The 16,872-nt window shown below is 39.4% G+C and carries 18 protein-coding genes; 4 read left to right on the top strand and 14 right to left on the bottom strand.

Annotated features, from left to right (window positions below):
- Window positions 1-19: 19 nt before the first annotated feature.
- The 7 genes from folP to folB are packed head-to-tail and all read right to left on the bottom strand — an operon-like array spanning window position 20 to window position 4,533.
- Window positions 20-1,174: a dihydropteroate synthase gene (gene folP, locus FC27_RS06080; RefSeq protein ID WP_010624701.1), complete on the bottom strand. Its 1,155-nt coding sequence runs from the start codon at window positions 1,172-1,174 to the stop codon at window positions 20-22.
- Window positions 1,171-1,767: a non-canonical purine NTP pyrophosphatase gene (locus FC27_RS06075; protein WP_029508190.1), complete on the bottom strand. Its 597-nt coding sequence runs from the start codon at window positions 1,765-1,767 to the stop codon at window positions 1,171-1,173. The genes folP and FC27_RS06075 overlap by 4 nt, the downstream gene beginning before the upstream one ends.
- A gap of 5 nt (window positions 1,768-1,772) precedes the next feature.
- Window positions 1,773-2,192 carry a glutamate ligase domain-containing protein gene (locus FC27_RS06070; protein WP_050901062.1) on the bottom strand — a complete coding sequence of 140 codons (420 nt, stop codon included), beginning with the start codon at window positions 2,190-2,192 and terminating at the stop codon, window positions 1,773-1,775.
- A gap of 21 nt (window positions 2,193-2,213) precedes the next feature.
- Window positions 2,214-3,092, bottom strand: a complete 879-nt coding sequence (locus FC27_RS06065) for a bifunctional folylpolyglutamate synthase/dihydrofolate synthase (RefSeq protein WP_010624704.1) — start codon at window positions 3,090-3,092, stop codon at window positions 2,214-2,216.
- Window positions 3,093-3,103: 11 nt separating this feature from the next.
- Window positions 3,104-3,676, bottom strand: coding sequence for a GTP cyclohydrolase I FolE (gene folE / locus FC27_RS06060; RefSeq protein ID WP_010624705.1), 573 nt, complete (start codon window positions 3,674-3,676; stop codon window positions 3,104-3,106).
- A gap of 3 nt (window positions 3,677-3,679) precedes the next feature.
- Window positions 3,680-4,168 carry a 2-amino-4-hydroxy-6-hydroxymethyldihydropteridine diphosphokinase gene (folK, locus tag FC27_RS06055; RefSeq protein ID WP_010624706.1) on the bottom strand — a complete coding sequence of 163 codons (489 nt, stop codon included), beginning with the start codon at window positions 4,166-4,168 and terminating at the stop codon, window positions 3,680-3,682.
- The gene (gene folB, locus FC27_RS06050) at window positions 4,168-4,533 is read right to left on the bottom strand and encodes a dihydroneopterin aldolase (RefSeq protein ID WP_010624707.1); all 366 of its coding nucleotides are present in this window, start codon (window positions 4,531-4,533) and stop codon (window positions 4,168-4,170) included. Before folB ends, folK begins: the two co-directional genes overlap by 1 nt.
- A 221-nt stretch (window positions 4,534-4,754) precedes the next feature.
- Here folB and FC27_RS06045 point away from each other — a divergent pair, with 221 nt between their 5' ends.
- From FC27_RS06045 to FC27_RS06030, 4 genes are all read left to right on the top strand, one after another.
- Complete coding sequence (locus tag FC27_RS06045; protein ID WP_010624708.1) at window positions 4,755-5,408, top strand: histidine phosphatase family protein; 654 nt, start codon at window positions 4,755-4,757, stop codon at window positions 5,406-5,408.
- 75 nt (window positions 5,409-5,483) lie between these two features.
- Window positions 5,484-6,143: a histidine phosphatase family protein gene (locus tag FC27_RS06040; RefSeq protein ID WP_010624709.1), complete on the top strand. Its 660-nt coding sequence runs from the start codon at window positions 5,484-5,486 to the stop codon at window positions 6,141-6,143.
- Between the two features lie 277 nt (window positions 6,144-6,420).
- Window positions 6,421-8,112, top strand: coding sequence for a phosphoenolpyruvate carboxykinase (ATP) (locus FC27_RS06035; protein WP_010624710.1), 1,692 nt, complete (start codon window positions 6,421-6,423; stop codon window positions 8,110-8,112).
- Between the two features lie 223 nt (window positions 8,113-8,335).
- On the top strand, window positions 8,336-9,130 hold the full coding sequence (locus FC27_RS06030) for an alpha/beta hydrolase (RefSeq protein WP_010624711.1): 795 nt from the start codon (window positions 8,336-8,338) through the stop codon (window positions 9,128-9,130).
- 217 nt (window positions 9,131-9,347) lie between these two features.
- Here FC27_RS06030 and FC27_RS11795 read toward each other — a convergent pair whose 3' ends face one another.
- The 7 genes from FC27_RS11795 to FC27_RS05995 form a co-directional block, all read right to left on the bottom strand.
- Window positions 9,348-10,445, bottom strand: coding sequence for a hypothetical protein (locus tag FC27_RS11795; RefSeq protein WP_010624712.1), 1,098 nt, complete (start codon window positions 10,443-10,445; stop codon window positions 9,348-9,350).
- Between the two features lie 178 nt (window positions 10,446-10,623).
- Window positions 10,624-11,760: a hypothetical protein gene (locus FC27_RS06020; RefSeq protein ID WP_010624713.1), complete on the bottom strand. Its 1,137-nt coding sequence runs from the start codon at window positions 11,758-11,760 to the stop codon at window positions 10,624-10,626.
- A 203-nt stretch (window positions 11,761-11,963) separates the two neighbouring features.
- Window positions 11,964-12,899 carry an Abi family protein gene (locus FC27_RS06015; RefSeq protein WP_010624714.1) on the bottom strand — a complete coding sequence of 312 codons (936 nt, stop codon included), beginning with the start codon at window positions 12,897-12,899 and terminating at the stop codon, window positions 11,964-11,966.
- Window positions 12,900-13,068: 169 nt separating this feature from the next.
- Window positions 13,069-14,448, bottom strand: a complete 1,380-nt coding sequence (gene nhaC, locus FC27_RS06010; protein ID WP_010624715.1) for a Na+/H+ antiporter NhaC — start codon at window positions 14,446-14,448, stop codon at window positions 13,069-13,071.
- A gap of 290 nt (window positions 14,449-14,738) precedes the next feature.
- Window positions 14,739-15,392, bottom strand: a complete 654-nt coding sequence (locus tag FC27_RS06005; RefSeq protein ID WP_010624716.1) for an amino acid ABC transporter permease — start codon at window positions 15,390-15,392, stop codon at window positions 14,739-14,741.
- Between the two features lie 15 nt (window positions 15,393-15,407).
- The gene (locus FC27_RS06000; protein ID WP_010624717.1) at window positions 15,408-16,046 is read right to left on the bottom strand and encodes an amino acid ABC transporter permease; all 639 of its coding nucleotides are present in this window, start codon (window positions 16,044-16,046) and stop codon (window positions 15,408-15,410) included.
- Window positions 16,046-16,870, bottom strand: a complete 825-nt coding sequence (locus FC27_RS05995) for a transporter substrate-binding domain-containing protein (RefSeq protein WP_010624718.1) — start codon at window positions 16,868-16,870, stop codon at window positions 16,046-16,048. Before FC27_RS05995 ends, FC27_RS06000 begins: the two co-directional genes overlap by 1 nt.
- Window positions 16,871-16,872: the final 2 nt, after the last annotated feature.

Below are 16,872 nucleotides of genomic sequence, written 5' to 3'. Positions count from 1 at the left end.
TTAATTCAAGCCAAATATTTTAGAGATTATTAGCGATTCCATAGCCATCGATCCAAAAACTATTTTTGACTTGGTCGAGTAAAGTCACCAATTGCTTAGTTTCTTTGACATCGTGGACTCGCAAAATCCTTCCACCATCTAAATACATTGCTGCTTCCGTCACCAAAGTCATTGGCAAACGGTCATCTTTGGCAAGGCCTAATAGGTCAGCTAAAAAACCTTTTCGAGAAATAGCCACCATCATGGGACGTCGCAAATCATTGAATTCGGCGACATTACGGATCATCGAATAATCCTGGGTACCGTGAACGACCTTGGAATAACCAACACCTTGGTCAATGGCAATTCGGTCAAAATCGATCCCAGCCGCAGTCAAATCATGAATATTTTGCTCAAAGAATTCATGCATCCCTTGAGTCAAATTGTGGTATTCATGTCCCCGACTACTGTGCATCGTCAATAAACCGACATCACTTTTGGCCATCAATGCCAATTTCTCTGGGTCATCAGTAAAAGCGTTGACGTCATTAATGATCGAGACACCAGCTTCTAGAGCAGCTTCCATGACCGGAACTTTATAGGTATCGATAGCAATATTAGTCCCTGGGAAATGTTGCTCGATTTGCTTGATCAGCGGGATAGTCCGCTCAATCTCAGTTTGTGGATCGACTTCAGTAAAACCAGGCCGCGTCGTCTGACCGTTAACCTCGATCACGTCTGCACCAGCCTCTAACATCTGTTCAACATGTTGTAAGAGAGCTGTTTCGCCTTGATAATAACCACCATCGTAAAATGAATCCGGCGTATTGTTCATGATCGCATAAATCATCGCTGAATTAGTCAAATCATAATCGAACGAACCAGTCCGCCAGAGCAAACGATGATTTTCCAAAATCTCGTCTAATTGTTCCGCACCGGTTGAGAAAAATTTTACCCAGATAGAACTTAGTTGATGTAGGGCTGACAGATTAAGCATAGCGGTAACTTGTGAAGTGGCATTTTGAACATAGCTATCTAATTGCTCGATCAAGTCAGTGATTTTTGACGCTTCCTCTGAAGTTAGTTCGCTGAATTGAATCAAAACTAACTGTTGTTTTTTCGCAAGACTGAACAAAGCCTGACTTTGTACATCAGTAGCTGTTTCTAAACTAGCAGTGGTTTCTTTGATTTTCATTTTTTCTCTCCATTAATGGTTTCAACCAATTTTTTGGCGGCCCGACCGCGATGGGTCAGTTCGATCCGCTGTGAATCTGGTAGTTCAGCTAACGTCTTACCTAATTCTGGTAAATAGAAAATCTTATCAAAGCCAGTGGAATAGGTGCCGGCTTCTTCTAAAGCAATTTGGCCAGTTATCTCCCCTTCAGCCGTCAAAACTTGACCACTTTGATCGACAGCAGCCAGATAAGCGATCATCTTTGCTTGTCGTTGATCTTCAGGGACATCTTTGAGCCATGACAGCAAAGTTTGATTGTCACTCAATGATGCGTCTTTATGTAAATCGCGTTTCGTAGTAACTCCGAGTTCATCTGATAAAGCAGGGATCTCAATACCACTGTCATCACCAATTACTGGACGTAAGACTTTATTAGACAAAAAGGTAGCCTTGTGAACGGCATTATCACGATAACTGTCGACTGATTCGGCTGGAAAATTCACATTGTCGAAATATTCAGTATAAGGTTCCACTTTCAATCCATAAAAAGCTAAATCCTTTTGTAGATCTAAGGTCTTCAATTTATTATTTGATGCAATCAACCATGCTGCCATTTTGTTCACCCCGTTTGCTTCCATGCTATTGCAATTTTATTGATCAAATAAAATGATCCGGTACCTATCACGATTGCCTTTTGATCCATTTGCACTTTCCGTGCTTGTTCAACTGCTTCAGCAATCGAGTTTGCTTGAATCAAAAGATTCTGATAACTCTTAGGATCATCTTGAAACGTCTGCATTAAATCGCCGGATGGCAAAGCCCGCTCGTGGTTGTCAAGACTAGTGATGATAAAGGTCGCTGGCAAGTCTAGCAAACGATCGACACATTGATAATATTGCTTGTCTTTCAAAAATCCCACGATGATGATCAACTTCTCCGGTTCATGCAGGCGGGCGATTGATTCGACCAACCCGTTGATAGCATTGGGATTATGAGCCCCATCAATCAAAACTGGCGGATCATTTTGAATCTTTTCCATTCGTCCAGGCAATTTAACGGTCTACATCATATCCAAGACATGCGCCAATTTAATGATCTTGTGGTGATCCTGATTGAAGATGGAAATGAAATTCAAGACATTTTGTAAATTTTGAATCTGATACAGACCGCCCAAATTAAAGTCGACATCTTCTAATTTTTCACCTCGAAAATACAGACTGACGATTGAGTGGTCTAATTGCTCATCTTCTAAAGCAACGTTAGTATCACTAGTTCTATAAAGAGTGGACTCTTTGCTATCGGCCTCTTGTTGCAAGATTTGTTCGGCTCGCTTTTCTTGCTGTGGATAGCTGAAGACCTTCGTACCAGGGCGAATTATCTTCGATTTCGTCGTGGCGATTTCTTCAATCGTCGAACCCAAAAATTTCTGATGGTCCAACGCAATCCGAGTGAAAACTGAATATTCGACATTGGAAGTGGCATTGGTTGCGTCCAATTCACCACCCATGCCACATTCGTAGACCGCATAATCGACTCCCTTTTGAGCAAAGTAGATTGCCGAAACTAGATACCAGGTTTCAAATACTGAGATATCAGCTTGTTGCAGCTGAAGTTTTTCCAGCGCCTCAACTAACTTGGCGTAACACTCAACAAAGTCGTCCCGACTTATGAGCTCCTGGTCGATTTGAATTTGTTCGCGTTCATCATACATCGCTGGACTAGAAAAAGCTCCGACTTTAAATCCTGCCAACTGCAAAGTCTTCGAGATCATCAAAGCTGTCGAACCTTTTCCATTGGTACCACAAATATGGATTGTTTTAAACGAATTATCTGGTTGCCCAGCTGTGCGTAAAATCTTTTGCAATAAGGGTATCCGTGAACCAGTATCGTTATATTTCATAACTTTGGGGAGTGAAGCAATAATTTGCTCATATTCCATCAACCATTCTCCTAACAAGTTTTGATTTCTTGTAAAAAGGCCATCTTATGCGTTGGATCTTTGAAGACCCCACTATAATAACTAGTTGTCGTCTTGCTATCAGTTTTTTTGACTCCGCGCATCTCAATGCACATATGTCGAGCCGTGACGATGACTGCAACACCTTGTGGTGCCAACAGTTTTTCGAGTTTCCGGCCGAGTTCACTAGTGATATTTTCTTGAACGTTCGGTTTGGCGGCCACATAATTGACCAACCGCGGGATCTTGCTAAGACCGATTATCCGTCCACCCTTTGGCACGTATCCTACGGTGATCTCGCCGAAAAATGGTAATAAATGATGTTCACACATCGAGTAAAACGGAATATTGCGGACGATGACATTCTCGCCGTCAACCGCCGTATCTTCCTGGAAAATTTTGATATCGTCGAAGTTGGGCTCTTCTAATGAACTGAAAACTTCAGCGTACATTTTGGCCACTCGAGCCGGTGTTTCCTTTAAACCACTCCTATCAGGGTCGTCTCCGACAGCCTTTAAAATATTTTTAACGCTTTGTTCAATGATCTGTTGATTTTCGGGACTCATAAGCTAGCTTCTTTGTGATAGTTTTTGGATATATTGTTGACCGTTTAATTTTTTGATCGCAACTTCAAGGACCTCTTTACGTGGGTCGTCCGGTTCGATAACTTCCAATAATGGGACGAGTACGAATAGTCGCTTGAGCATTTCTGGATGGGGAACGGTCAACTCGTCTGTTTGAATCTTTTGCTGATCAAACAATTCGATGTCTAAATCCAATGTTCGAGGTCCCCAGTGAATCGTCCGCTGACGATGATATTTTGCCTCCAGCTGATGCAAAATTTTTAATAAAGCCGATGCTTCTAAGGTAGTTTCAACTCGTAAGATGGCATTGATGAATTGATCTTGATTGACGTTGCCGACTGGGTCGGTCAAATAGTACGCTGAACTTTTTACTTCTCGAATCTCAGGCCTTTTCTGTAAGTCATCAATGGCATTCTTGATGATATCTTGTGATCGGCCTAGGTTACTGCCGACACCGATATAAGCAATGGTCATTATTTAGCAGTGACTTCCACTTCGGCACTGTCGATAATTCCGTCAATTGGTAAGTTCAGCTTTTTGATATTGACGATAATGTTGTCTAATTGACCGGGATAACTCTGCTTGATCTGCTCAAGGATCAAAGTAGCTAAGGTCTCGATCAATTTAATATCAGTCTGTGAAACAATTTTAGTAATCATTTTATAGATCGGTCCATAATTAATCGTGTTTTCCAATTTGTCTTCAAGCAAGGTTGAAGTCGAAATATCTTTTAAATGGAGCTCGACATTGATGATAATATCTTGACCAATTTCACGTTCGGCTGGATAAACGCCGATATGAGCATGGAATTTCATTTGGTTCAGTTTGATTTTTAGCATCGTGGTCTCCTTTACAAAATGATTGTCATTTTATTTAATATTTTATATATCCGAATAATTTAATTTTATATATGGATATATTTCGTATTTCAGTATATAAAGTTTACCACGAGAATAAATTTTTTAAAAATTTAGTGTCCATTTTTTTCATATTAGGCTCGTTCAATATCTAAACTTAGCCGTTTGTAGTAAAATTGACGTACTGTCAAAGGAGATGGATTATGACAAAATACCAAATTTACTTTGTTCGTCACGGACGAACTTTCTACAATAAGTTGCATAAAATGCAAGGTTGGTCAGATTCACCTTTACTACCTGAAGGTATCGAAGTAGCGAAAACTGCTGCCAACGCCCTAAAAGACGTCGCTTTTGACCATGCCTATTCATCCGACACAACTCGGGCCATGAATACTGCTAAGATCATCATGAACGCCAACAAAAAAGATCTGCATCGCCATACGATCCCTGAATTCAGAGAACAATTTTATGGCTATTTTGAAGGCATGTTTGCTGCTGAAACCTGGTTCATTGCTGGAGAAAAATATGGTACGCCAACGTATCTTGGCATTGCTAAGAAATTCGGCTTCGATAAAACTTTTGATTTCCTTAATCAAGCCGATCCACTTAACTTTGCTGAGAATGCTGAACAGTATTGGGAAAGAATTGGCCGTGGCTTTGAAAAATTGGACCGAATTGCTAATGATGGCGATAAAATTTTGCTAGTTTCGCATAGTACGACGATTTACTCTTTAGCGCAGCGGTATCACGCACCAAACTTAAAAATAACTGAGACTCCTCTTAATTCAAGTTTGACTATTCTGGACCGTGACAACGGTCTTAATTCAGTTTCAACTTACAATAAGGTTTTGAAATGATGGTTTAAGCGGTCTATTTCATGAAATTTGTTATAATAAGATAGAATTTTATTATTAATCACTTAGGAGGACGACATGGCAAAATATCAAGTTTATATTGTGCGACATGGAAAGACCTGGTTCAATCGCTACGATAAAATGCAGGGTTGGTCAGATACGCCTTTGGCTCCTGATGGTTTGAAGGTGGCTGAACAAGCTGCTGACGCGTTGAAAGATGTTGATTTCAGCGCTGCTTTCTCATCTGATGCTAGACGTGCAATCGATACTTGTAAGATCATTGTTGATAAAAACAAGAACCACGATAAAATCACTCCCGTAAAATTGCCAGCATTCCGTGAAGAATTTTACGGATATTTTGAAGGAAATAGTTCAGCTGAGACTTGGTTCATCGTTGGCCAACCTCACGACGCCGAAACTTATGGCGAATTGATCTCGAAATACGGCATGGACAAGAGTAAAGACTTCTTGAAGGAAGCCGACCCATTCCATGATGCTGAAAATGCTGAAGAATATTGGGAACGTGTCAACCAAGGTTTTGAAAAATTAGATGAAGTTGCCAAAGATGGCGACAAAATCTTGTTAGTTTCCCACGGAACAACTATCAGATCAATCATGGACCGTTATAACGCCGGTAATTTTGATATTACCGTCAGCCCAAGAAATTCTAGCCTAACGATCATGGAAGTCGACAATGGCGACCGTAAGGTAACGACTTACAATAAATTATTGAGCTAATGTGAAAGAGTCAAAATCTGTACTGGATTTTGATTCTTTTTTTGTACAGATGCATCTTTTTAAATATACTTATCTGTATTTTAATGATATAAATAACTCAGTAACATCTTTTGATTTAATTTTTTCCCAAAAACAGAATTGTTTCTTTTATTAGTCATATAGCGCTTACAAAAATTAAAATATTGTAATTATTCTAATAAAAGTTTAATTTAGTATGTATATCGTGTCCGTTTTGTTTTAGAATGATGTTACACGTAATTTGAAAGGAGAAATTTTAATGTCTCAATCATTACAACCAGTTGATACTCCTGCGTTTTATATCAATCCTGATTCAAACGTATCGGTGATCAACTATAGTAAAGGCTATATTCAAGATGTTTTCCAATTAATCAATAGTGAAAGTTTGCTAAACTTAGTCAAACTTTACTTAGAAGAACAGACCAATAAACACAACGATGTTTTTCAAGTCACACCTAAACAATACGTTGATGTTATGAAGGCCATTCTAACCGATAATAAAAAAGCTTACGAGATTTTTGACAAAGAAAAACTTCTCCAGAGTGTTGAAGATTTATACTCATACTACCGTACATATTTCCGTGTTTCGTTGATCAACAAGCACAATAACGCGGTGATCAAGGGCAGCTTTATGGATGTGGATAATCACTTCAATGATGTTGTTATTGACCTTTATCGTGCTATTGAGGAGAAACTTCAAGGTTTCACCAACCACACTTATCGTCAAATCAATGCTGGTACTAACGCCTCAGCTATTGTCCAATCAATCGACTGGCCAACTCCTAAGGGTTACGAAAAACTAGCTGATATTCGTTTCATTGACACTTTGATGTTGCGCCCACCAATGATGATGCACACTAAGAGTAACAAGCGTGAAGGCTTGTTTGACGCCGTTCCTGACAATCCCATCAGCAAATTTGATGGCAAGAGAAACGAATGGTACTGCTTCCCTGCCAAAATTGGTGAGAGTTTAACTTATATTTACTTCCAACGTGATTATTTCGTTAGTGGTATCGCTCTAGGTAACTTATTCGAGGTTGCTACCGAAGAAGAGGTCAAGGGTAAGAAGCCTGACGAAATCTTGCTATTCGGTCTTCCCGAAACTGAAGGCGATGTTTGCCACTACTATCATGACGAGGAAAACGACATTTGGGTCGGTGAAGTTCCTTATAACGATAAGACGACTTACTTTGGTTATATGAAGAAGATGTGCTTGACGCTTCATAACTTGCACATGATCTATGAAAACAGACTGCCAATCCATGGTTCAATGGTTAAGATCACTTTCTCAAATGGCAAAGTTAAGACCGTTGTTTTCTTCGGTGACTCAGGTGCCGGAAAGTCAGAATCAATCGAAGCTTTACAAGAGATTGCTGATGACAAGATCGTTGATATCGAGACTATCTTTGATGATATGGGTAGTTTTGCCTTTGATGACGAAGGTAAGATTTACGCTCAAGGTACTGAAACTGGTGCCTTTGTCCGTTTGGATGACTTGAGTTCAGCTGTGGCCTTCAACAATATGGACCGTGGTATTTACTTGAACCCTGAATTGAAGAATGCTCGTGTTATCTTGCCTGCTAATACTTACCAACGTGTTGTTCAACACCACAGAATCGATATGTGGGTCTATGCTAACAACTACGATTCAGAGATTGGCTTGCACCAATTCCCTGATGAAGAAGCTGCTAAAAAGACTTTCATCGCTGGTAAGAGAAAAGCTCTTGGTACAACTGATGAAGTCGGTATGAGCACTACTTTCTTTGCTAACCCATTCGGTCCTGTTCAAGAAGAACAAAAGACTCGTCCTATTATTGATAAAGTATTCAACAAATTATACGAAGACAATATCTATGTTGGTGAGATCTATACTCACCTTGGTAATGATAAATCTAAGGATAGTTTGAAAGAATCAGCTCAAGAATTGCTTGACCAATTGATGAACAACTAATTCAGTTTCTAATCGTTGATAAATCAAGCTTTCCGAAACTTCAATAAAATGTTTTTTTCAAAATTTGAATAAATTTAATCTAAAAAGGTAACCGATATTCTTATATCGATTACCTTTTTTACTTTATAAAAATTAATTTTTGAAATAATGAATAATACAATTATCAAAATGGTGCTATTTTTATAACTGTGATGAGGCTCACGCACGAAGCGGAGAGTTCATTATGAAAAAGAAAATAATTGCTATTATTTTGGGTACAATGGCACTGTTTTCAATGCTTATCATCTCCTCGATCACAACAAAAAGTGATGTTGAGGCAGCCAGTACGGCCGATCCGATTTTCTTCGTACCAGGAGCTTATTCAAACGTTGATTCATGGGACAAAATGTATCAACGCTTAGATCCTCAAGGAGTTCACCCCGTCGTTAAACTAGAAGTATCAACTAATGGGACAGTTCAAAGAACTAACGTACGTATGGGTAAGACGGGTGAACGTCCTTTCGTAACAATCAATAACGAAGATTATCTTTGGGACGATCAAGCAGTCTATGAAGGAGCCAATGGTATCGATCGTGCCATCCAATCCTACAAGACTCAAAATCCATTCGACAAAGCCGATATCATCGGTCAATCAAACGGTGGTAATCAAATCACAAGATATATGGAATTATATCCAAGCAAAATGTTCGGAACTTTCCTATCCACAGGGACTCCATATAACATGCGCGCAGACAATGGAGCCGCACCAACTGATCTCTTGTTGAATTTAATCGCCGGAGCACCAAGACTTGATCCGAATCTAAAAGTCATCAATTGCATCGGACGCACACCGACTGACCTGACAACTGACGAAGTAGTTTCCCGCGACAGCGCCATGTCCGGCAGAAACATCTTCGTCGGAAACGTCGCCAGCTTCACCAATCTTTATTTCACAGGTGACGACGCAATTCACTCACATCAGATCGAATCTGCCCAATTACAACAATTTATTACTAAATATATTAATATTGGAAACTAAAATTAGTCGTCAATCAAATCGAGATCTCAATTAACTGATTTTTCCTTCGACAGCATTTCTCAGAATATTAGGTCGTAATTAGGTTCACCAATCAATATTTACCGAATGGGACGGTTGAACATTAGATACTAGCACGACAAACAAGTGTGACATCTAATTAAGGTCAATGTTCAAAATACCTTTAAACTACAAAAGACAGACCAACTGGTCTGCCTTTTTATTTGAAATTAGAAAAGAATCCATAAATACCAGCCGCGGCATTATCAAATAAATTCAAAGGACGCGTCCACGTCATCATTTTTGAGAAATACTCTCCTAAAATGGGTACGTTTTTGATATCTTCAATCATGATGTCTTCAAATTTATTGATCGTCCGACCAGCTTTGTTGGTGTTTGGATGAATAAAGCCATTAGTTCCATCGATCACGACCGCAACGATTGGTGTTTTTTCCACTCGATTGATGGTCTTATGAACGACATGTGGATCAGTTGAAACAACTGGATAGTTGTCACGATTATTCAAATCATTGTGATCCGAAGTTGAAAATGATGATTGAACGTCATCACGATCAGGTGTTTGGGTAGCCTGACTATTTGGTGATTGGGGCTGAGAATCATCCTGTTGTGATGAATCATCTTTCTTTTGGTCACTTGAATCAGTTTGGTCATCGTTTTGGTCAGTCTGATTTTGCTGATCATGTTCATCTGATTGTCCGGAAGACTGTTGTTGGTCATCTTTCGTCCCTTGATCATCCTTATCAGTCTCATTAGTTGTAGTTTGATTACTATCATTATTATTGGAATCAGATTGGCTTTGATCATTTTGATTTTGATCTGTATCAGTCTGATTTTGACTGGAATCAGTCCCACTTTGGTCCTGGTTTTGATTTTGGCTTTGGTCCTGATCTTGAGATTGGTCTTGGTTTTGATTCTGGTCTTGATCCTGGTCTTGCCCTTGATTTTGGTCATTAGTTTGGTCAGTATCATTTTGTTGATTAGAGGATTCATTGTCAGACTGATTAGAGTTATCGTCTTGATTATTTGTACCCGTCTGATCAGAGTTGCTATTGCCCGTCTGATTTTTTCCAGTTTGGTCATCGCTAGTGTTGTCGCCAGTCTGACTGTCGCTGTTATTTTGATTATCTTGAGAATTTGTATTATCTTGAGAATTATTCTCGTTATTATTATTACCTGTTTGATTACCCTGCCACTCCGAAACGCTATAAGCATGAACTTGGTCCATATTGACAGGAGTCGTTACGGTCAGACCGGCTAATAATAATGTGGACGAGAAGAATAGTCTCTTGAATTTCATAAAATCCTCTTTCTGTAATTAACTATATAAAAAACTCTATCATACTATATAATCAATATCATCTTGAATGAGAATTTGTTTCACAAGCTTAATCTTGAAAGCGGTTTATTTCAATTATTGTCATAATTGTTACAAACTTTTTGCAAATAAAAAAGTGGCCCTAAGGTCACTCGAATGTTTAGCTAAATAAGACTTGCACGTCATTTGCGTTGACGTATTCATTAGTTGAAACCCGATAATAAGTTGTTCCGGTATCAGTGTTTACACGTGTGATATCAGTATACCAATCAGTACTTGGTGCTAATGAGCGTGATTGTAATTGTTCAACTTGATCATAAAGAGGTGTTTGAACAAGTGTCGTTACAACGCCTTTTCTTTGATTATTAGTGTAATTAGCAGTTGATACTGGAGTGATAGTTTCTTCATCTGAATTATCTGGATCAGGGATATTGTCACTCTTACCTGTTACTAATCCATAAGCTCCACCGACCACATTATCAACCAGGTCAAGCGGTTGAGCAATTTTCAAAACGGTCGAAGCTACTCCGCCAACTAATGGAATCTCGCCCACAGCATTGATAACATTGTTTTGAACATTATGAACGGCATTGCCCCACTTATTTGAAGTAGGTGCGACTAGACCAGTAGCCCCAGCAACAACGTTGGAAACAACTGGAACAGTTTCAGCATTTTTGATCGTCGTCACAACGGCATCTGCATCATAAGTCGGATTCGATGTTCCAGCAGGTGCTGTAGTTGTGTCGCCAGCGTTAGTTGAAGCAGCCTCAGTTTGGCTGTCAGCTTCAGCAGTAGCTTGGGTATTTGCTTGTGTAGCTGATTCATCAGTTGCGGTAGTCGATTGATCTGTGTCAGTCGAATCATTTGTCTCAGTAGCTGGAGTTGTTTGGTCAGTTTCAGTAGTTGGTGCTGTAGCAGCTGTATCAGCGGTAGCTGCTGTCCCAGCAGTTTCAGCTGTGGCGGCAGTTCCTGCAGTAGCAGCTGTTCCTGCGGTACCATTAGTAGCTACGGCAACTGAGTTGGCTGCTTGATCACCTTGGATGCTGTTATTATTGGTTGTTTCAGCAGTTGGAGTTGTTTGGGTATCTGTAACTTGAGCAGCAGGTACTTGAAGATTTACTTGGGTATCAGTCTGTCCAGAGTTTTCATTAGAATTGACTGTATCAGTGGTTGTTGTGGTCGTATTAGCAGTATTGTCACTAGTTGCAGCATTAGCAGAACCTTGTGCCAAAGTTACGCCAGTTAACGTTAATGCAATTGCTAAAGTTGATGATAATAAAATTTTTTTGTATTTCATAGAAGCTCCCCTTTTCCCTAAAAGACTTGCTTGAGAACTCTATAACATAATATTAATGGTAGCGCTCTCAAATTACATTAATTATAACGCATATAATTTTAAAAGGAATATTTATCGTTAAAATATTCAAAATAATCAGTTCATAAAATACAAAAATCGGTCAATTGTGAAATTGACCGATTTTTTATCGTTTTATTGAATTTTTATTTGCGAAAGAGTTTATAAAATGAATCCATATCTTTAAAACCAAGTTTTTCAATTGAACCATCGATATCTCTAGTAATACTTGTAAACGAACGTTTTATATTATCAAATCTATATTTAGGATTGATCGCATACATCATATGAACGACTATCGCGATCACTAAAGCTATTTTATTAGTATAACTGATGTCCCCATTGATATTCTTGAACCAAAGAAACTCTTGATAATCCTTTGGTGCTACCGCATGGGTCGATAATGAAATATCTAGCAAATTGGAATTATGACAGCAAATATTTCGAACAAAATTCAAGCATTCCAACCATGAAACTAGTTCATCGCGAGAACAGTTAAAGTATTTAGTAAAGTATTCAACATTCTCTGGCGACATTAGTCGTATCAAGGTCGAAGTAGTTTCAAATGTCAATAAGTTAGTCATTAGCCAAACAGTTGGAAAATTATCATTATTTAAATTTTCCCGATAGTCTAGATCCAATATATTGGAATTGTATGCTTGGCGCAGCAACGACTTCTTAAAGTAGAATTGTTTCTCCTCTAAGCTATAAGCGGAGATCCGCTTATCAGCCCAATTAGAAAACTCCAAATAGCCAAAGGGCCCATATTTATCGCCTAAAACGTGTGATATCAAACTATTCATCGACACTTCGATATCTTCGATCGCATGCAGTAAATTTATCCGCAAATTTTTATCTTGATAATATCTTTTTACTACGAAATCAAACGACAATCCGTCATAATCGGGCGTGTTATAACCATCGCGGTAAGCAAATGGATAAGCAAATTGCTTCAATGTATAATACCCGATCGTTTCGATCGCATTGATGTTCTTCTCACGTAGTTTGGGGTCTAGCGTCATGCCACGCTTGGAAAACAAATTCAGTTGATCCTCATACGTGAGTTGTCTGGGATTGTGCATCTCATACACCTTCTTTAATTATTATGCTTGCCAACATTTTTAATATCAGTTTAAAAATTATCAAATGTTGGAACTTTTATATAGGTATTATGATACTATATTACATCTAAATTTGGTACTTTTTCTCATCCTCTTTATAGCGACTCAAGCAAAATATTTAAAGCAAAAACTATTTGTTTGCGGCCAATTTTTTCAAACCAATTCCGGTGAATCCACTCAAAATTGATAAAATTGGTGACAATAAACTAAAGAAACAAAATGGTAAGAAAGCTAAAGTTGAAACACCTAAGGTATTAGCAGCAAAAGCACCGGCCACACCCCATGGAATCAAGTAGTTGATCACCGTCCCACCGTCTTCCAGCACACGGCTCAACGCTAAGTTATCTAAGCCACGTTTACGGTATGTTTCTTTGAAAGCTTTACCAGGTAAAATAACTGATAAGTATTGTTCACCTACGAAAATGTTAACACCAATCCCAGCTAAAACGGTAGCCGTAACGACTGAACCAGAAGATTTCAAGCGTTTAGCTAATGGGTCGATAGCAGTTTGAATGATGTCGAATTTCATCAATAGACCACCTAATGATAAGGTCAAAAAAATCAAAGCAATCGTCCCCATCATCGACATGATACCGCCACGAGTTAATAAAGCATCAACATTTGCATTACCAGTTTTCGAAACAAAACCATTTTCGATAAAGCCAGCAATCTTAGGAACAGTCATATGTGGAACTTGAACAAAGATCATTACAATAGTCACGCCGATATTCAGCAGCAAAGTAGCAATAGCTGGCACACGCATGATGGCACAAACAAATAATAATGCGATTGGCAAAACTGCCCACCAGGAAACTGCGAAATGAGTGTTCAACGTATTCAAAGTTGGTTGAATATTAGTTATCTTCGAGCCAGTTTGACTCAAGCCTAGTAGCCAATATAGGACTAGTGAGATCAAAAAAGCCGGGATAGTAGTCCACAATAAATTTTTGATATGGGCAAATAAGTCGGACCCGGCAATGGCAGCTGCCAAATTCGTCGAATCTGATAATGGTGACGACTTATCACCGAAGATAGCACCAGAAATGATTGCCCCAGCTACTAGTGCGGGATTGACTCCCATCGTTGTTCCAATGCCAAAGAGTGCGATCCCGATAGTTGAAACGATAGTAAAGGCTGAACCGATCGAAGTCCCAATCAAGGCACAGACTAAAAAGACTGACGGTACGAACCATTGAGCAGATATCAGATGAAATCCTGCCACCATCATTGATGGAATCACACCTGCAGCGATCCAAGTACCGATCAAAGCACCAATCAAAATGAAGATAAACATTGGAACGATTCCGTTTTTGACCCCTTCGCCGATACCTTCATGGATACTGTCCCAAGTTTTGTGACGGATCTTAGCCCAGAGAACCAACAAACCGATGACTAATAAAACTGGTGTCTGTGGTGACAGACCAAAACCAATTACGCCCGCTCCTAAGATTGCGAGCATCACGACTAAGATCGTGACTGCTTCAGTAAAACTTATCGTTTGTTTTTTCATAGTTACCAACCCCAAATAAAAAATCGCCCCTGCTGCTTATGCAACAGGGACGACTCGACTATTAACCGTGGTACCACCCAGCTTGAGACTTCAAAAAAGCCTCCACTCTGAGTGATAACGGCACTCTTTTCCGCTCGGCTGACCGAGTCACGTTTGGTAGTTCGTAATTAACACCCTGACTGGTTCGCATAAACCACCAGCTTTCTGACACCCAGATGCAATCCTACTTTTTTCAAACATTTATAATATTTTGAATGATAACAACTATTTTTATCTACGTCAACTTTATTTTAAGCCATACGACGATCGATGACCTTGGAAATCAAGGACAATGCGTAACAAACGATAAAGTAAAGAATTGCTAACGCTAAGTACATCGGTACGATATAGTTAGCATTTTGTCCATAAATAACTTGAGCGTGTTGCATTAATTCCGGCACCACGATAATTGTTGCCAAAGACGTATCCTTGATTAACGAGATCAATTGCGATACTAATGCGGGGATCATCTTTTTATAAGCCTGTGGTAAAACAATATGCCACATAGCTTGTCCATAGTGCATCCCCATTGCCCGTGAGGCCTCCATTTGGCCGATATCGACCGCTTGAATACCAGAACGGATGATTTCCGCGATCATCATCGATTCGAAGACAGTCATTGCTAAAATGGCTGCTGGGATGGTATCTGGTTTGAATCCAAAAGCTGGCAAACCAAAGTACACGAAGAAAATTATTAGTAGCAATGGCAAATTACGAATAATATCAATGATCAAGCCAACGATCTCGGAAAGATAAGGAAATTTCGAATAACGAATGATCCCTAAAATCGATCCGAAGATCATACTGAAAATAACTGAAATGATTGATATTTCTACCGTTACCCAGAGACCTTGAAGAAGGAACTTTAGGTTGACTGCAGAATAAGCATCGATCCAATTTTGCATAATTCATTCCCCCTCCTAGGCTAATTTTCTTTCTAAGTGTTGCATGTAGTAACTGATCGGTAAGGTAATGATCAAGTAGAACAAGCCAACGACTAAATATGTATTAACTGTATCGAAAGTTTGCGAGGCGATCGCATTACCTTGATACATCAAATCAAATCCAGCCACGAAGGCTAAGACTGATGAATTTTTAACTAAGTTAACGAACTGGTTACCAAGTGGTGGGATCACTAATTTAAAGGCTTGTGGCAAGACGATATAACGCATTGCTTGACCATAAGTCATCCCCATCGCCCGAGAAGCTTCCATTTGGCCGATATCAACTGAGTTGATACCTGAACGAACTGTTTCAGCGATGAATGCTGAAGTATAGATCGTCAATCCGATCGTCCCGGCAGTAAAGCCATTGATCTTCACGAAATACAATGGGATTACTAAATAGAAGAACATGGTAATAACCAATAAAGGAATATTTCTAAAGATCTCAACGTAAATATTCCCGATTATCCGTAACGCTTTATTAGGCATAACCTCCATGATGGCAAACAGTGAACCGATGATCAAACTGAGAATCAAGGCCACGATACTGGACAAGATAGTCCAGCCGAATCCAGTCAGGAAACTGTGCCAATTGTTGACAAATAAATTAAGCATTAGCGAAGCACCTCCCGATAATTGAATCCTGGTACGTCACCGAACCATTTTTTGATCAGCTTGTTATAAGTACCATCGGCTTCGACTTCTTTGATAGCTTTGTTCAAAGCCTTCCGTAAATGTGGCTGTCCTTTGTTGACTCCGATACCATAAGGTTCAGTCGTAAAGGCTTTACCTTGAACACGATAACCAGGGTTCTCAACGGCCATACCACCTAGAATAACGTTATCAGTCGTTAAAGCATCTCCTTGGCCAGACTTCAAAGCTACGAGGGCTTGGGCATAATCTTGCAACTGCAAAACTTTAGCCTTGGGCGCATACTTTTTAACATTTTGAACTGAGTTTGAACCAACAACCCCGATGACAGTTTTATTATTTAAATCTTGAACCTTTTTGACTGGCGAACCGTCTTTAACTAGGATCGCTTGGCCAGCATCGAAATAAGAATCAGAAAAATCAATGGCTTTTTTACGTTCGGCATTGATTGTCATTGTGGCCATGATGGCATCGATATTACCATTTTTCAGTAAGGGGATTCGTGACTGCGAGGTTACGGTAACGAATTTAGCTTTACCGTTTTTACCAAGGATCTTCTTGGTCAAAGCTTTGGCCATGTCGATCTCGAAACCTTTGGGCTGACCATCATTAACATCAATCAGACCCATTAGTTTGGTATCAGCCTTGACTCCCCAAGTTAAGGTGTTGGCGTCTTTAGCATTTTGCAAAACGTCTTGTTGCGAAAGTGGCTTCGAGCCACAACCAACTGTGACGACTGCGAGGAGCAATGACATGATCAATATGGCAAGATATTTAAACTTTTTCATGT

This window comes from Companilactobacillus versmoldensis DSM 14857 = KCTC 3814, assembly GCF_001434295.1.
GTDB lineage: Bacteria > Bacillota > Bacilli > Lactobacillales > Lactobacillaceae > Companilactobacillus > Companilactobacillus versmoldensis.
Note: the sequence above shows the minus strand (reverse complement) of the source record. Positions and strands in the feature narration are given on the sequence as shown.

Excerpts from the sequence above, each read along its gene's own strand:
- FC27_RS06030 (WP_010624711.1), top strand. The coding sequence starts at position 8,336 with ATGAAAAAGAAAATAATTGCTATTATTTTGGGTACAATGGCACTGTTT.
- FC27_RS06045 (WP_010624708.1), top strand. The coding sequence starts at position 4,755 with ATGACAAAATACCAAATTTACTTTGTTCGTCACGGACGAACTTTCTAC.
- FC27_RS11795 (WP_010624712.1), bottom strand. The coding sequence starts at position 10,445 with ATGAAATTCAAGAGACTATTCTTCTCGTCCACATTATTATTAGCCGGT.
- FC27_RS06065 (WP_010624704.1), bottom strand. The coding sequence starts at position 3,092 with ATGGAATATGAGCAAATTATTGCTTCACTCCCCAAAGTTATGAAATAT.
- folB (WP_010624707.1), bottom strand. The coding sequence starts at position 4,533 with ATGCTAAAAATCAAACTGAACCAAATGAAATTCCATGCTCATATCGGC.
- FC27_RS06075 (WP_029508190.1), bottom strand. The coding sequence starts at position 1,767 with ATGGCAGCATGGTTGATTGCATCAAATAATAAATTGAAGACCTTAGAT.
- folP (WP_010624701.1), bottom strand. The coding sequence starts at position 1,174 with ATGAAAATCAAAGAAACCACTGCTAGTTTAGAAACAGCTACTGATGTA.
- folK (WP_010624706.1), bottom strand. The coding sequence starts at position 4,168 with ATGACCATTGCTTATATCGGTGTCGGCAGTAACCTAGGCCGATCACAA.
- FC27_RS06015 (WP_010624714.1), bottom strand. The coding sequence starts at position 12,899 with ATGCACAATCCCAGACAACTCACGTATGAGGATCAACTGAATTTGTTT.
- FC27_RS06000 (WP_010624717.1), bottom strand. The coding sequence starts at position 16,046 with ATGCTTAATTTATTTGTCAACAATTGGCACAGTTTCCTGACTGGATTC.
- FC27_RS06040 (WP_010624709.1), top strand. The coding sequence starts at position 5,484 with ATGGCAAAATATCAAGTTTATATTGTGCGACATGGAAAGACCTGGTTC.
- folE (WP_010624705.1), bottom strand. The coding sequence starts at position 3,676 with ATGAGTCCCGAAAATCAACAGATCATTGAACAAAGCGTTAAAAATATT.
- FC27_RS05995 (WP_010624718.1), bottom strand. The coding sequence starts at position 16,870 with ATGAAAAAGTTTAAATATCTTGCCATATTGATCATGTCATTGCTCCTC.
- FC27_RS06020 (WP_010624713.1), bottom strand. The coding sequence starts at position 11,760 with ATGAAATACAAAAAAATTTTATTATCATCAACTTTAGCAATTGCATTA.
- FC27_RS06070 (WP_050901062.1), bottom strand. The coding sequence starts at position 2,192 with ATGGAAAAGATTCAAAATGATCCGCCAGTTTTGATTGATGGGGCTCAT.
- nhaC (WP_010624715.1), bottom strand. The coding sequence starts at position 14,448 with ATGAAAAAACAAACGATAAGTTTTACTGAAGCAGTCACGATCTTAGTC.
- FC27_RS06005 (WP_010624716.1), bottom strand. The coding sequence starts at position 15,392 with ATGCAAAATTGGATCGATGCTTATTCTGCAGTCAACCTAAAGTTCCTT.
- FC27_RS06035 (WP_010624710.1), top strand. The coding sequence starts at position 6,421 with ATGTCTCAATCATTACAACCAGTTGATACTCCTGCGTTTTATATCAAT.